We start from the raw sequence: 15,055 nt of genomic DNA on the forward strand, positions 1-15,055 counted from the left end.
AATCTGTGCGGGCCAGCCGTTTTCATTCCGCGGGTTACGAACCCATCGGCATCAGAAGGGATTTCGTCTCGCAGTAGGCGTCGAGGCCCTCGGGGCCGTTCTCGCGGCCGATGCCGGAGGTCTTGTAGCCGCCGAAGGGGGCGCAGGGGTCGAAGGCGTACCAGTTGATGGCGTAGGTACCCGTGCGGACCCTCGCGGCCACGGCCGCGCCGTGCTCGATGTCGGTGGTCCAGACCGAACCGGCGAGGCCGTAGTCGCTGTCGTTGGCGATCGCGATGGCTTCTTCCTCGGTGTCGTAGGGCAGCACCGAGAGGACCGGGCCGAAGATCTCCTCGCGGGCGATGGTCATCGAGTTGTGCACGTCGGCGAAAACCGTTGGGCGGACGTACCAGCCGGGGAGGTCGTCGGGGCGGTCGCCGCCGCGGATCAGCCGCGCGCCCTCATCCTTGCCCTTGGCGATGTAGCCCTCCACGCGTTCGCGCTGCTTGTCGGAGATCAGCGGGCCGAGTTGGGCGGCCGGGTCGTCGGGCAGGCCGAGTGGGAACAGGTCCACGGAAGCGCTGAGGGCGTCGAGGATCTCGTCGTAGCGGGCGCGCGGGGCGAGGATGCGGGTCTGGGCCACGCAGGCCTGGCCGCTGTTCATCAGCCCGGCGAAGGCGAGCTTGGGCATGTCCTCGATGTTCATGTCCGGCAACAGGATTGCCGCCGACTTACCGCCCAGTTCGAGTGAACAGCGCTTGAGTTGGCTGCCCGCGATCGCGGCGATCTTGCGGCCCACGGCGGTGCTGCCGGTGAAGGTGACCTTGTCCACGCCCGGGTGCGAGATCAGGTATTCCGACGCGTCGGCCTCGGCGGGCAGCACCGACAGCACGCCCTCGGGCAGACCGGCCTCGGCGAAGATGTCGGCGAGCACATTGGCGGCCAGCGGGGTCAGCGGCGCGGGCTTGAGCACCACGCTGCATCCGGCCAGCAGGGCGGGCGCGAGCTTGTTGACCGCCAGGAAGACCGGGACGTTCCAGGCGATCACGGCGGCGACCACGCCGACCGGTTCGCGCGAGACGCGGGTGGTGCCGAACAGTCCGGTGCGAGTCTCGTTCCAGGGGAAGGACTTTCCGAGTCCGGCGTAGAAATCCAGGGTGGCGCGGGCCGGAACGTAGTTGAGGGTGCTGGCGGCCATCGTCGGCGCGCCCATCTCGGCGGACAGTGCGGCGCCGATCTCGCCCGCCTGCTGGTCGAGCAGGGCGATGACCCGGGTCAGCAGCGCGGCGCGCTCCTCGGGCGGGGTGGCGGGCCAGGGTCCGCTGTCGAAGGCCCGGCGGGCCGCCGCGACCGCGGCATCCACGTCGGCGCGGGTGACGACGGGCACGCTGCCCACGGTTTCCAGGGTTGCGGGCGAGACGACGGGGAGGGTGTCGGGACCGGCCGGTGCGGTCCAGCGGCCACCGATGAACAGACTCTGGTACTCCATGAGAACACGTTACAGTTTTGCGTCTTCGGCTGTCCCGGTCATGACGGGCAACCGTCCCGCTGACCGGGATCTTTCTTTGAAATTCGACCCCTCGGTTTCTAAGTCGCGTTGTTACCCGCGCGGCAAAAAGTGGTTCGGATTCTGAGTTGCCGGGCGGTGGCCTATGCTCTGCGAAGTACGCCTTTCTCCACCAATCCGGTCGGTTGCTATGTATTAGCTTTGCGAAAGGTAGATCCCCCGCATGACTGATATGCGCATCGATGACTTCCTGCTCGGCGAGTTGTCCGATGTCGACTCGCCGGAGGTCAGTACTCCCATGCGGCGGGCCGCCGATCAGTTGCAGCGCGTGCTGCCGCCCGGCTGGCGAGTCGAGGTGGTGGAGGCGACCTATCCGACGGTGCGGCAGGGGCAGCCGGTGCTTCGACTCATGATGCCCGAGGGCTGAACCGCCGCGCCCAGGGTGCGCAGCGCGCCGAATGCGCAGGGGTGCAAGCGGTTCCGCATCCCTGTGGCAAATCGGTAGCACCGCGAAAAAACGAATTCCAACCTGTCGGTTCGCTTTTCACCGAACGCACTATTGCATTCGACGGCCGTAGCGAGCATGCTTTATAGCTACCGTGGATAGCTCGCTCGATACATGAACCGTTACCGCACAGGGGAGTCCGAGTCATGGCGGTGCAAGTGGTCGATCGGTCGCTGATGACCAGTGATCTCACCCCGCATCAGGCGAAAAGCGTTGGCGCAGGCGGATGGGTGGTGTCCTTCCTGCCGGGCCGGACCCTCACCCTGGAACAGGCCGCCGCCGCTCTGCAGGCGGCCGAGGCGGTTGCCGCGGTGAACGCCCTCGCCGGTCAGGTCGGCCTGACCGCGATGGAGACCGTTGGGTTGGCTACCCAGGAGTCACCGTGGAGCGAACCCGAACCGTGCACCGGTTTACGCCGCATCTTCCGGCGCGGTCTCGCCGAACGCTGACCGCGCCCGCTTGGTCGCCACCACCACCAGGTTGCTGACCAGCAGCTCCCGCAGGCCCGGCACGTGCACCAGCCACCAGGCCCACCGCGGGTGATAGCGCGGGAACACGGCGAGAATCTCGATGTCGTCCGGGGTTTCGCGCGCCCAGCGGATGCCCTCCGACGCCCGCACCGCGAACAGCGAGCGCCCGAAGCGGTTCTTCGGCTCCCGCCCCTGCTTGCGCCGATAGCGCCGCGCGGCGTACTCCCCGCCCAGGTAGTGCCACGGCCCGGTCTCGTGCCCGCCGAACGGTCCCAGCCACACGGTGTACGAGAAGACCATCAGCCCACCGGGTTTGGTGACCCGAAGCATCTCCTCCGCCATCACCCACGGCTGCGGCACGTGCTCGGCCACATTCGACGAAATGCAGATCTCCACGGCGTCATCGCGGAACGGCAGCGCCATCCCCGACCCGCGCACCGCGCCCGCCACCCGCAGCCCGGCCGCGTGCATCTCCGACGGATCCGGCTCGACCGGCAGATACCGGGCCCCCGCCCGCCCGAACTCGTCCGCGAAATACCCCGGCCCGCCGCCCACATCCAGCACGATCGTGCCGCGCAACGACTCCCCGGTCAGATCCCGATAGAAATCCCCGACCAAATCCGCGGTATCGGAGGCCACGCCGCCATAGAACACGGCCGGATCGGTCTGCTCGAACCGAAAACTCCCCAGCAGCCGCAGCGACCTGCGCAGCGTCGCCCGCCGGGCGAATCGCGGGCGCTGCCCGGCACGGCGCATGGAGGACTGCTCAGCTCGAAGCACGGCGGCAAGTCTCGCACAGGCCCACAACCACGGCTGCAACCGGCGCTTCCTCGTTCTCGGCGGCCAGTACTCGTCATCCCGGCATGCTCTTGGCCGGGATCCATACCGCGCATGTGGTGGATTCCGGCCAAAAGCGCGCCGGAATGACGGGGTGGTCGGATGACCACTGCTGGCCCGTGGCGGGTCCGCGGGCTATATGGTGGAGCCCATTGTCTGTCCGCCCCGACCGTCATCCCCCGTCGAGTCCTTGACCCTGGAGATCCGCCCGTGCGTGAAGTGCTGCTGCTGTGCTGGCGCGACACCGGGCATCCACAGGGTGGGGGTAGCGAGCGTTATCTGGAGCAGGTCGGGGCACAGCTCGCCGCGCGGGGCGTGAAGGTGACGCTGCGGACCGCGGGCTATCCGGGGGCGGCCAAGCGGGAATCGGTGGACGGCATCGAGATCAGCCGAGGCGGGGGGCGGTTCACCGTGTACCCGCGGGCGCTCGCGGCCATCGCGCTCGGTCGCCTGGGGATCGGCCCGCTCAAGGGTTCGCGACCGGACGCCGTCATCGACACCCAGAACGGCATTCCCTTCTTCGCGCGCGCCGCGACGGCCGCGCCCACCGTGGTGCTCGTGCATCACGGCCATCGCGAGCAGTGGCCGGTGGCCGGAAAACTGGTGGGCCGGATCGGCTGGTGGATCGAATCGCGACTGTCGCCGCGCGTGCACCGCCGCAATCAGTATCTGACGGTCTCGCTGCCGTCGGCCGAGGAATTGACCGCGCTGGGCGTGGGCGGATCGCGAATCGCGGTGGTGCGCAATGGCGCCGAGCCGGTACCCGCGTCCGTCTCCGCCGGGGACGAGAGCACCCGCACCGCGCACCCGAGCATCGTGGTGCTGTCGCGGCTGGTGCCGCACAAGCAGATCGAGGACGCCATGGCCGTGGTGGCCGGGCTGCGCGGCCGGATTCCGGGCCTGCGCCTGGATGTGATCGGCGACGGCTGGTGGGCCGACAATCTGCGCGCGCACGCCGATGAGCTCGGCATCGCGGCGGAGGTCACCTTCCACGGCCACGTCGACGAGGACGAGAAGCACCGGCTGCTGGCCCGCGCCTGGGTGCACGTGCTGCCCTCGCGCAAGGAGGGCTGGGGGCTGGCGGTCATCGAGGCGGCCCAGCACGGGGTGCCCACCGTCGGGTACCGGAGTTCGCGCGGGCTCACCGATTCCATCGTGGACGGGGTCACGGGCCTGCTGGTCGACGATGCCGCGCAGCTCACCGCGGCCGTCGGCGATCTGCTCGGCAATCATGAGGCGCGCACGGTGCTCGGGGAGAAGGCGCGGGCGCGGGCGCGCGAATTCTCCTGGGAGCAAACGGGAAACGGCGTCTACGAGGTGCTGTCGGCGGTAACCCGCGGCGAGCGCGTCAGCGGGTTGATCGCGCCCGCGATTCCGTAAAGCGAGCGCGCCGCCCTACTACGCTTCATAGTGTTGAAGCATGTGGATCATCGTCGTCATCGCGTTAGTCAGCATTGTCGTGATCGGGGTGGGGTTCGCGCTCGGCTTCCCGAAGGACTGAGCGGCGCACCGAAGGTGCTGCGGCACCGCGCACCGAAGGCACTGCGGCGGTGAGGAATCCGCCGATGAGCAGGGTTGCCCAGAGTAGATGCGCGGCCCCCGATGCCCGACGGCTCTCGGGTGAGGCGTCATTGGGCGTGATGTCGCCCGGCACCCGGTACAACTGGAGATTCGCGTCGGAATAGACCGGATTCAGCTGAGCCAGCGTATTTTTCGACTCCCCGAGCGGCCCCGGCGTACCGCCCTCGACCAGCACCCAGCCGACCCCGAGCGCGGCCAGCTTGGACGCCGGCTCGCCACGCGACAGCATTTTCTCCACCCGTCGCGCGCGAACCCCTTCGCCCGCGACGACGCCGGCGCGCACCGGAAGTTCCCCCGTCTGCAACACATCTCGGCGCAGCATGCGCGGGGCGGGATCCAGCACCGGAGCGTCGCCCGAATACCCGAACTTGCGGAACATTCCGCCCGGCAGCACCGCGACATCACCCGGCGCGTCGACCAGCGCGGTCACCCGCTCCCACCCCGCCGGGTAGTGCACCGGGCGCAGCGCCCCGCCGACACCCCACGCCAGATCCGGTAGGGCGATGAGCGTCGCGACAATGAAAAGCGCTGCGGCAGCGCCCGTCCGGGTCCGCGCGGGCCGCTCGCCGAACGATCCGTCGAGGACGTTCGCCGAGATCCACCGCCCGGCGACCCGGCACCCCGCCGCCGCGCACAGCGTGTACGCGGGCATGGCGAGCGCCACGTATTTCTGGGTGTCGCGGAACAATCCGGCCCCGGGCACCCGCGTCACCAGGAACTCGCCCACCGACAGTCCCCATCCGGTGGCACCGAGGGCGGGCAGGACGATGGCCGCGGCGGCCAGCCAGAGCAGTCGCCGCTCGACGGTTCCGCCGCGGTGGACCGCGCGCAGTCCGGTGGCCACCATCGCGAGCAGCACCAACGTCCCGACCAGCGCGTAAAAGGTGGTGCGGGAATCGGGTACGGCCGTGCCGTTCCAGATTCCGCCCAGGCCCGCCAGGCTGCCCAGCGTGCCGAGCCAGGGTTCGGCGCGGGCGGCGAAGGCGGCGATGCCCGCCGGATCCGACGGCGCGGCACCCGAGCTGGACAGCGCGGTGGCGACCAGCCAGGGCGCGGCCGAGAGGATCCACAGCGCCACCGTCGCGGGGAGATTCCGCTTGCCCACCACCAGCAGCGCCACGCCGCCCGCCAGCAGCGAACCGGTCGGGGTCAATCCGGCGGCGGCCAGGCAGCCCGTCAGCGCCGCCCAGGTGTAGATCGTGCCCGCGGGTTCGGCGGCGCGTAATCGGGCCGCCAGCAGCGCGATCCAGGGCAGCGCGGCGTAGCCGGTGAGCAGGCTCCAATGTCCCTGCAGCAGACGCTCGGCCACATAGGGATTCCAGATGGCGAGCGTCGCGGCCACCAACTGCGGACCGAGCGACACCCCCAGCAGCTCCCGCGCCAGCGCGGCCGCACCCCACCCGGCCAGCCAGATGGCCACCAGCAGAATCGCTTTCACCAGGATTCCGCCGTCCACGACCGTCGACAGCGTCGCGAGCAGCGCGTCCTGCGGCACCGCGCGCGGCGCGGCATCGCCGAGCCCGAGCGCGGAATCGGTGAGATACGAGCGCGGGGTGCTGACCGCGTCCCGCAGCAGCAGATAGCCCGAGCCCAGCAGCGGGCCCAGCACGAGCAGGGCCAGCGCCAGGCTGTACCCCGCCGGCACCACCCCGCGCCACCGCCGCTCCCGGACCTCCGCGTTCACACCCGGCACCCTACGTTCCGTCCGCCCCGAGATCGGGGACGGGCGAACGGTCTTTCGCGCCGCCCCGCGCCGCGCGCACCGCCACGCCGGTGATCACCAGCGTGGTGACCGCCGCGGTCCCGGTCGCGATCCCGATGAGCGACAACACCGAGTGCGCGCAGGTCACCATGACCGCCACCCCGATACCCAAGCCGATCCAGGTGATCGCGGCGGGCGCGGTCCGATCCGCCGCGATGGCCGACAGCAGTGCCACCTGCAGGATCGCCAGCAGCGCGCCCTCGAGCGCGAACAACCACAGCAGCCCTTCGATCGGCGCGTAATCCCGGCCCGCGAAAAGCGGTGCCAGCGGCGCGGCCACCGCCGCACCGAGCACGGTCACGGCCCCGATCCCGACCAGGACCGCCAGCGCCGAGCGCATGGCCCGCGCGGAGTGCTGCGGCTGCGCCATCTTCGGATAGAGCACCACGCCGACGGCCTGCGGCAGCCAGAACGCGATCTTGGCCGCGATCGCCCCGAGCGCATAACGCCCGGCATCGTTCTCGTCCAACACGATTCGCGATACCAGCAGATCCGCCGCCGACAGCGCCGTCAACGCCGCCTGCACCTGCACCGCCCGAAACACCGCCGCCACCCCGAGCCTCCACCCGCCCGCTCGCTCGGCAGCGGCCGACGCCGGTTCCCCGCTCAGTGCCGACCAGTCGGCCGTATTCTGCGCGGTGGCAGCCGTTTCGGCGTCGCCCGTGGTCAGTACGCGGGCGGACACCGCGGTATCAGGGACCCGCCGAGCCGCAGCGGCGGCACGGGTGAGTCGGCGGGCGAGAAGGGCTGCGAGCGCCGCACCGCCCGCCCCGGCCCACAGCGCGGGTGCGGGTCCGAAGCCGCAGGCCAGCAGGATCAGCGTGGGCGTGACGCGGATGATCGTCGCGCCGCCCAGCACCGTGGCCAGTTCGCGGAAGCGGCTGCGTCCTTGGAGAATCCCCTGCTCACCCGCGAGCAGCACGAGCAGCGGTGCGGTGCACAGCGCCCCGGCCGACGCGGCGAGGCTCACCGTCAACACCGCGCTGATAACGGGCGCCAGCACGATGGCCAGCGCGGCAACCATTCCCGCGCACCGGAGGGCCAACGCCCGCGCGGCCGCCATCGGCGCGCCCCGAACGATCTCCCGCGCCACCACATTCTGCAACGCCAGGGCCGGTACCGCGCACATCATCTGCACCGCGAGCAGACTCGCGAAGGCGCTGTATCCGCTCACCCCCAGCCACCGGCTGGCCAGCAATTGCAGCAGGTACCCCGCCACATTCGCGGTCATCGCCCCCGCCGTCACCAAGGTCAGGTCTTTGACCACGGGCAGACGGCGAACAGCAGACACGCCCGCAATGCTGCCATCCGTCGCGGCGAGCCCGGCTGCGCACCCCTGCGCCCGGCGGAAACGACTGCGGCCCGGCACCTTCGAGGTGCCGGGCCGCGTGGAACAGGAGCCGCTAGGCCTTCTTGTTCATGTCGATCTGCTGGGTCGGCGGGTCGAAGCCGGGACCGCCGGACGGGGCCGGGGCGGAGCGACGGACCACGGTGGGGCCATTGTCGTTCTTGCCCAGGATGCCGAACAGGATGCCGACGATCAGGAAGATCAGACCCAGGACGCCGAGGATGATCGGCAGGATGCGGCCGTACAGCGACAGCTTGTCCATATTGTCCTTGGCGACCGAGATCTGCGACTCGATGGTGTTCTCGTCGAAGACCAGGGTGGACTTCAGCGCGGTCACCTCGGGCTTGTCACCGCTGCGGGCGTAGAACAGGTGAATCTGCTCCTGGCCCTTGATGACCGTGCCGGTCTCCGGCTCGACCCACAGGTCGCGCACGTTCGTGTAGTAGCGCGCCATGGTGACATCACCGTCGCCGTCGACGCCCCACTTGGCGGCGGGCAGGGTCAGCTTGTTGGTCGGCGAGTTGGCGACGGTGGAGAGATCGGTGACCGGGACGGTCATCTGGAAGTGGTAGACCTTCAGATTGTTGATCTCGGTCTCGTCGACATAGTTGATGTCGAAGCTCTTGCGCACGTTCAGGTCGAAGTACGGGTAGGTCTTCTTGTCGGTCCCGATGGGGAAGCGGTACTGGAGTCCGGTGTGCTGCACCGGATCCATGACGCTGTCGCCCTTCTTGTCGACCGTCACCGCGATCGAGCCGTTCGGGCCGCCGTCCACCGATTCGACCGGCTCGCCGGTCTTGCGGTCGATGGTGACCCGGTCGATGGTCGCGGTGAGCAGGCCGGTGTCGCCCTGCTTATCGGTGCGGCGCAGGGTCTGACCGGCCTGAATGGTCATTTCCGAAGCGTTGGCGGGGTTTTCGACGGTGAGGAAACGCTGTGAGACGAGGGGAACGTTCTGATCCACCTTCGCCGAACCGGTGGGCGAGGTCAGCGACTTGGCGTCGAGGACTTCGCTGGGCGCCCCGGTCTGCGGGTTGGTCGCGACGGTCGTGATCTCCAGGTCCAGCGGCGTCTTCGCGAGACGGCTGATCGTATAGGTGGGGATCATGATCGCGGCGACGAGCAGCATCGCACCGAGCCCCACGAGTACGCAGGCCACCGTCCTTCTGGTACCGGCACTGAGTGCCATGCAGGTTCTCCTCGTCGTCGAACACGTGTTTCTTCCGGTACTGCGGTCGCCGCACAGCACTCGTGAGCCCAGACACTAACAGTCCGAGCGGTCGCAGAGTGCGGCCGAGTCAGGAAAACACCCCGAAAATCCCCCAAGTCAAACGGGGAATGCTCACATAATTGCCGACAGGGCACACTGATACGCGATGACCACGACCCTCGATCCCGCGGCGACACCGGTTCCGGCCGGGGTGCCCGCCGAATTTCGGCTCGGGCGCTTCGTTCCGGCGCTGGAAGGTATGCGCGCGTTGGCGGCGCTGGGGGTGGTGCTCACGCATGTGGCCTTTCAGACCGGGGCGACCGGACAGCCGTTCTCAGGTCGGCTGTGGGAGCGATTCGATATGGCGGTCGCGGTGTTCTTCGCGCTGTCCGGGTTCCTGCTGTGGCGGCCGCACGCGCTCGCGGCCCGCGGACAGGGCAGTGCGCCGAGCGCCGGGCGATATCTATTGCATCGCGCGGCCCGGATTCTGCCCGCCTATTGGGTCGTCGTGTGCGCGGTGCTGATCCTGTTGCCCGGTGCGGCACATACCGCCGGGTTGCGGGTATGGCTGTCGAATCTCGGTCTGCTGCAAGTGTTCGTGCCGTTCACTCTGACCGACGGGCTCACCCAGATGTGGAGCCTCTCGGTGGAAGTGGCGTTCTACCTGGTACTTCCGCTATTGGCCGGGGCTCTGGTGTGGTTGCGCGGACAGCGGGCGCGCTGGCGGGTCCCGGTGGTCGTGGGTCTCGGGCTGCTGTGCCTGGGCTGGAACTTCCTGCCCGTGCCCACGCCCGACGGCATTCACGCCGACAACTGGTTGCCCGGATACCTGCCGTGGTTCGCGGTCGGCATGCTGCTGGCCGAACTCGCGGACCTGCCCGCACCGCGGTGGCGGCGGATCGCCGGGGATTACCGGGTGATGTGGCCGCTGGCCCTGGTGGCAATGCTGTTGGCGGCCACCGATATCGCGGGCCCGCCCGGCCTGAAGCACGGCCAGCCCTGGCAATACGTCATGAAGATGGCGCTCGGCGCGATCATCGGCTTCGGACTGCTGGCACCGTTGGTGCTGCGGCCGGATCGGCGGCACCGCCTGCTGTCCGGCCGGGTGGCCGCCACCCTCGGGCGCTGGTCCTATGGCATCTTCATCTGGCATCTGGCGGTGTTGTCGATCATCTTCCCGGTGTTCGGCATCGTGCCGTTCCGCGGGCACTTCGTCATCGTCTATTTGTTGACCGTCGCCTTCACGTTGCCCTTGGCCGCCGCGAGTTACGCGCTCATCGAGGAGCCCGTCCGGCAGTGGACCCGTCGTCGTTTCGGTTGAGCGCCAGCGGGATTTCGGCTGAGCGGCAGCGGGATTCAGCGTCGGGGCGGGAGCGCCGCGATTCCGACCGCGATCACCGCGACCAGGGCCGGGAACTGCACCCACAGCGACCCGCCGACATAACCCTCGAACGAACGCCACGGGCCGGTCGACAGCGCCGCCGCGCAGATGGCCGTGCCACCGCCCGCGACGGCGACCAGCGCCCGCGGCCACCAGCGGGGTGAAAGGTGGTCGCCGATCAGGCCGATCAGGGTGATCACCAGCGCGACCGGTCCCGCGATGAGTCCGGCCCCGGCGGCCAGGCCCAGACCGGCCACCGTGCGACCGCGCCACGGGCGTGGCGCGGGACCATCGTCCCTCACCGGCGCGCGCGCACCCCGGAAGGCCAGTGCCGCAAGCGGAATCAGCAGCAGGAGACCGCCGAAGATGGCCAGGCGATACCAGCGGTCGGTCGGGAACGCGACGGTGATCGGCCCCTGCGTGCCCGCCGGAACCAGCCAGGCCTGCTGCCAGCCATTGATCACCACGGGTTTCAATGTGTGACCGTCGGCGGTACGGGCCTGCCAGCCCACATTGGTGCTCAATGGCAGGACGAGCACCTGGGTGCCCGCCGTGCCATTGGGGTCGGCGACCGGCGGCAGCGCCGGGGTCCGGTCCAGACGCAGTTCGTCGACGGTGAACAGCTCGGTCGGCGCGACCGCGACATCCACCCGCCCGGAAGGGAATTCGAATCCGGAGTCGGAACCGGTAGCGCCGGGAGGGGTGTCGTCCACCGCGCACACCGTGGCGGGCAGCGGTGCGCCGGACAGCAGTTCGGCGGCCGTGCCGGTGACCGTCGTGTGCAGGGTGCGTCCCGCGGCGGCAATGGTGGGCCCGTGCGCGCAGTCGATGGTGATTTGTCGATTCGGGTCGGCCGGGGCCGGATAGTCGGGGCCCAGCACGTTCACCTCGGCCAGCCCCGGCGGCTGTTCCTGCGCGAAACCCAGTGCGGTGCGGTCGAGTACGGCATCCCAGGTCTGAATACTGATCTCGATGCGATCGGTGACCCGGGGATGCAGCTCGATGCGGGTGGCCGCGCCGGAGTCCGGATTCACCGCGCGCACCTGCGGGCCGTCACCCAGATTGATCGAGAGCGAGGTGGGGTGGGCGGGCAGATCTCCGCGCGAGGGCGCGACCTCGAGCCCGGTCACCAGGGTCGGGGCCGGAAGTTCGATGGTGAGCGTGGGTTTCGCGCCCGCCGGGTTGCGCACGGCCGTCTCCGGTGCGGTCCAGCTGGTGCGCGGATCGCCGTCGGTGGCGGCGAAGGCGGAGCCGCGCGGGTCGGCCACATCGGCCTGGCCGCGCGCGATCGGCCGGTCCGGATCGGTGAGCAGGGCCTCCAGCGCCGGGCCGGGGCGGGTGCGCACGATCAGATCCGGGTTCACCGAGATCGGTTGCGGCACCTGCAGGGTGCGCTCGAACAGGCCGGGCTCCTCGGCGGCCAGTGCGAGGCCCTTGCTGCAGCGGATCCGGTCGGGGGAGTCGAAACAGGCGCTGCGGCCGGGGAATTCCTGACCCAGATCCCAACCCCGCACCGGCGCACCGGCGGGGGCGGGCGGGAGGACCGTGCGGTGGCGAATGTCCACGGGCACCGGATTGTCGCGGTCGGCGTAGTCGTCGAGACTCAGTTCGCTGATGCCGAATTGCCCACCGGCACTGCCGTCCTCGGTGTTCATGGCCGTGATCTTGATCCAGTCCGTGCGGCCGGGCGGCAGCGAGATCGGCACCGGCGTACCGGGTTCGGTGATGCGCGCCGCGACCGTGCCCTTGGCGGTCTCCACCTCGACCCACTTCACCGGGCTGCCGATGGCGGCCGCGCTGGTGGTGAGCCGCAGCACCGCGGAGCTGACCGGCTTGTCGAGATCCAACCGAAGCCATTGGCCCACGGCGTGTTCCGCGCCATTGCTGATCCAGGCGGTGGCCGGATCGCCGTCCACCACGGCGGCGGTGGAGCTGCCGGGGGCGGCCCCGCCGAGCTGGGTCGCGTCACCGGCGGAACTGGAGGCGGTGATGGTCGCGCCGGACCACTCGCCCTCCACCGGTTGTGCGCCGTACACGGGATAGTCGGGCACCAGGTTGTGGGTGCGGCGGGCGTCGCTCGGGGCACGCAGGGCCGAATTGTGGTTGTCCACGCGGCCGAAGTCGGACTCGCGGTCCATGGGTGTGTCGGTGATGGTGACGCCGTCCACGGGCAGTCCGGCGGTGGCGGCGTCCGAGGCCAGCATGGTCGGCCCGGCGGGTGTCGCCGGATCGCGGCGCAACCGTTCCACGACCTCGGGCCCACCCTGGACGACCGGGATGCTGTCCAACGGCACGGTGACCGCGCCCGGGAACGAATTCGGCGCGCCGACACCACTTCTCACCCCGGTGGGTGTGCCGGGCACCGTCGGCTCGACGCGGTAGATCTCGATGGCCGGGTAGTCGGGGCGCAGATCCCCGTCCGCCACCAGGCCTTCCACGCGTCCGGTCTCGACCGGGTCGCCGAATTCGGCGACCTTCTTCAGCCCCGGTGAGCCCTCGATCGTCCGGTGCGCGAGCATCGGCCGGGTCGAGCGCGAGGTCTCCGGGTCGAGATCATTGCGCAGCACCAGGACTCCGATGCCCTGTCCGGCGAGGGTGGCCGCCAGCCCCGCCGACGGCCGCCCGTCGGCAATGAGCCGCTGCACCGAGTCCATGGCGCGGATCGCGCCGGGCGGGTTGAGCGGCACCGCGTCGCGCACCGCCCACGGGGTGCTGGCCAGCGCCTGCAGCGGTTCGTCGCGGGTCAGACCCCACACCTGACTGCCGAACGGCGCGCCCGGCACCACCAGGGCGCGGGTGTCGGAAGCGTTGTGCGCCAACCAGTCCGCGGTCTGCTGCCAGTAGCCCGGCACCCGGTCGTAGCTACCGCGCGGCGCGAGCTTGCCGGTCCAGGCCAGCGAGGTGGACAGCGCCAGCGCGGTCAGAATCAGCGCGCCGACCGCGACCATCCGGTCCCGTTCGGGATGCGCGAAGGCCCTGCGCCACACCGGCATCGGCACCGAACCCGGGAGCGGGACCCGGCTCAGCAGATGGGCCAGACCGAGCACCAGCGGCAGCCGGATGAGCGGTTCCAGCTTGTGCACGTTGCGCAGCGGCGCGCCGCCGGAGTCGAGGAAGATCCGCACCTGTTCGGCGAACGGCCCGCCCAGCTCGCCCGCGTACCCCGCGCAGATGCCGACCAGGCCGACCAGCAGGATGAGCGCGAGGCGGCCCCGAATCGGGTTGGAGCGCATGGCCAGCCCGGCCATGCCGGCGGCCGCCAGCAGCCCGGTGGCCAGCACCGCGGCGGGCTGGGTCACCAGCACCGCGCCCGCGATGCGCTCCGGGGACACGAACGGCGTCCAACTGTCGGTGCCGCGCAGCACCTCGCCGAGCGAGGCCCACTGGGTGGTCACCCCGGAGGACTCGATGTAGTCCAGGAACGGCGGACTCACCTTGCCCAGCAACAGCAGTGGCACGACCCACCAGAAGGTACCCAGCACCAGCAGGGGAATCCAGGCGCGGGTGAATCGCCACCAGGTGCGATTCGGCTTGTACGAGATCCACCACAGCGCCGCGGGCAGGAAGGCGGCGGCCGTGGCGACCGCGTTCACCGAACCCATCAGCGCGAGCGCGAGCGCGCTGCCCGCGGGCGTCGCCAGACCGCGTCTATTGGAAACGGAGCCGTGCCGCAGGGGCGGATCGGCGGCCGAACGTTTCATGGCCACGCCCAGCGCGGCGGGCGCGAGCAGCACCCAGGGCGCGAGCATCATCGGCAGCGTCTCCGAGGAGATCGAGCCGAGCGTGGTGAGCACCCGGGGCGAGAGCGCGAACGCGATCGCGGCGATCACCCGGGAACCGCGACTGCCCAGGCCCAATGCCTCGCAGAGCCGGATGATGCCCCAGAACCCGGCGAGCAGCAGCAGGGCCCACCAGATGCGCTGGGTCACCCACCCCGGCAGGCCGAGGATGTGCCCGAGCGAGAAGAACGCGCCGTGCGGAAAGAAGTAGCCGTAGGCCTGGTTCTGCACCTGACCCATCGGGGCCTGGCTGCTCCACAGATGCGAAGCGCGAGAGAGGAAGCCGAGCGGATTCTGCGCCAGATCGTATTTCGTATCGGCGACAGTCTGCCCGGGCGCCTGCAGAAAGGTCAGCAGGAAGGCGGCGATGACACTGCCGAACAGCCAGCGACGGCCCAGCGGTGTGGTGTTCGGTGACCGGTCCTCGCCCGGACCGGTCGCGGTGGACCGCGCGTCCGCAGAATGCGACCGCGCGTCTTCGGGGTGGCCTGGTTCGGAGGTCAGCCGGTCAGCGCGAGCCGTACTCAACGTTGTTCAATAGCGACGAGGAGGCGTCGCCACTGCGGTCGATATCGGGCCGCTTGTCCTGCGAAGCCGCCATCGTGATGACCAGGACCGCCGCCAGCCCGACCAAGGCCCCACCGACAGCACTCGCTGCACCAGGAACGGCAAACTTCATCGCGGTACTCCCAACAT

General features: G+C 69.9%; 11 protein-coding genes. 4 read left to right on the plus strand and 7 right to left on the minus strand.

Annotation, left to right across the window (positions count from 1 at the left end):
* Positions 1-34: 34 nt before the first annotated feature.
* The gene (locus tag VMT65_RS34865) at positions 35-1,468 is read right to left on the minus strand and encodes an aldehyde dehydrogenase (RefSeq protein ID WP_326312922.1); all 1,434 of its coding nucleotides are present in this window, start codon (positions 1,466-1,468) and stop codon (positions 35-37) included.
* A gap of 241 nt (positions 1,469-1,709) precedes the next feature.
* Between VMT65_RS34865 and VMT65_RS34870 the strand changes: the two genes are divergently transcribed.
* Together VMT65_RS34870 and VMT65_RS34875 are read left to right on the plus strand one after the other, a co-directional pair.
* Positions 1,710-1,913, plus strand: a complete 204-nt coding sequence (locus tag VMT65_RS34870) for a hypothetical protein (RefSeq protein WP_326312923.1) — start codon at positions 1,710-1,712, stop codon at positions 1,911-1,913.
* Positions 1,914-2,137: 224 nt separating this feature from the next.
* Entirely contained in the window at positions 2,138-2,440 is a 303-nt protein-coding gene (locus tag VMT65_RS34875; protein ID WP_326312924.1) for a hypothetical protein, read from the plus strand.
* Here the strand turns inward: VMT65_RS34875 and VMT65_RS34880 are convergent.
* Positions 2,402-3,217: a class I SAM-dependent methyltransferase gene (locus VMT65_RS34880; protein WP_326312992.1), complete on the minus strand. Its 816-nt coding sequence runs from the start codon at positions 3,215-3,217 to the stop codon at positions 2,402-2,404. The two genes, VMT65_RS34875 and VMT65_RS34880, sit on opposite strands and share 39 nt — an antisense overlap.
* 291 nt (positions 3,218-3,508) lie before the next feature.
* Between VMT65_RS34880 and VMT65_RS34885 the strand changes: the two genes are divergently transcribed.
* Positions 3,509-4,678: a glycosyltransferase family 4 protein gene (locus VMT65_RS34885; protein ID WP_326312925.1), complete on the plus strand. Its 1,170-nt coding sequence runs from the start codon at positions 3,509-3,511 to the stop codon at positions 4,676-4,678.
* A gap of 64 nt (positions 4,679-4,742) precedes the next feature.
* Here VMT65_RS34885 and VMT65_RS34890 read toward each other — a convergent pair whose 3' ends face one another.
* From VMT65_RS34890 to VMT65_RS34900, 3 genes are all read right to left on the minus strand, one after another.
* Positions 4,743-6,563 (minus strand): hypothetical protein, encoded by a 1,821-nt coding sequence (locus VMT65_RS34890; RefSeq protein ID WP_326312926.1) that lies wholly within the window; start codon positions 6,561-6,563, stop codon positions 4,743-4,745.
* A 10-nt stretch (positions 6,564-6,573) separates the two neighbouring features.
* Positions 6,574-7,932: a polysaccharide biosynthesis protein gene (locus VMT65_RS34895; RefSeq protein ID WP_326312927.1), complete on the minus strand. Its 1,359-nt coding sequence runs from the start codon at positions 7,930-7,932 to the stop codon at positions 6,574-6,576.
* 112 nt (positions 7,933-8,044) lie between these two features.
* Positions 8,045-9,178 (minus strand): DUF3068 domain-containing protein, encoded by a 1,134-nt coding sequence (locus VMT65_RS34900; RefSeq protein WP_326312928.1) that lies wholly within the window; start codon positions 9,176-9,178, stop codon positions 8,045-8,047.
* A gap of 187 nt (positions 9,179-9,365) precedes the next feature.
* On the opposite strand from VMT65_RS34900, the gene VMT65_RS34905 reads away from it, so the two are divergent.
* Positions 9,366-10,520, plus strand: a complete 1,155-nt coding sequence (locus VMT65_RS34905; RefSeq protein ID WP_326312929.1) for an acyltransferase family protein — start codon at positions 9,366-9,368, stop codon at positions 10,518-10,520.
* A gap of 35 nt (positions 10,521-10,555) precedes the next feature.
* Here VMT65_RS34905 and VMT65_RS34910 read toward each other — a convergent pair whose 3' ends face one another.
* Positions 10,556-14,758: an alpha-(1->3)-arabinofuranosyltransferase gene (locus tag VMT65_RS34910; RefSeq protein WP_326312993.1), complete on the minus strand. Its 4,203-nt coding sequence runs from the start codon at positions 14,756-14,758 to the stop codon at positions 10,556-10,558.
* Between the two features lie 109 nt (positions 14,759-14,867).
* Positions 14,868-15,038: a DUF2613 domain-containing protein gene (locus VMT65_RS34915; protein ID WP_071812209.1), complete on the minus strand. Its 171-nt coding sequence runs from the start codon at positions 15,036-15,038 to the stop codon at positions 14,868-14,870.
* Between the last annotated feature and the right edge of the window lie 17 nt (positions 15,039-15,055).

Source organism: Nocardia sp. CDC153 (assembly GCF_035818515.1).
Taxonomy (GTDB): Bacteria; Actinomycetota; Actinomycetes; order Mycobacteriales; family Mycobacteriaceae; genus Nocardia.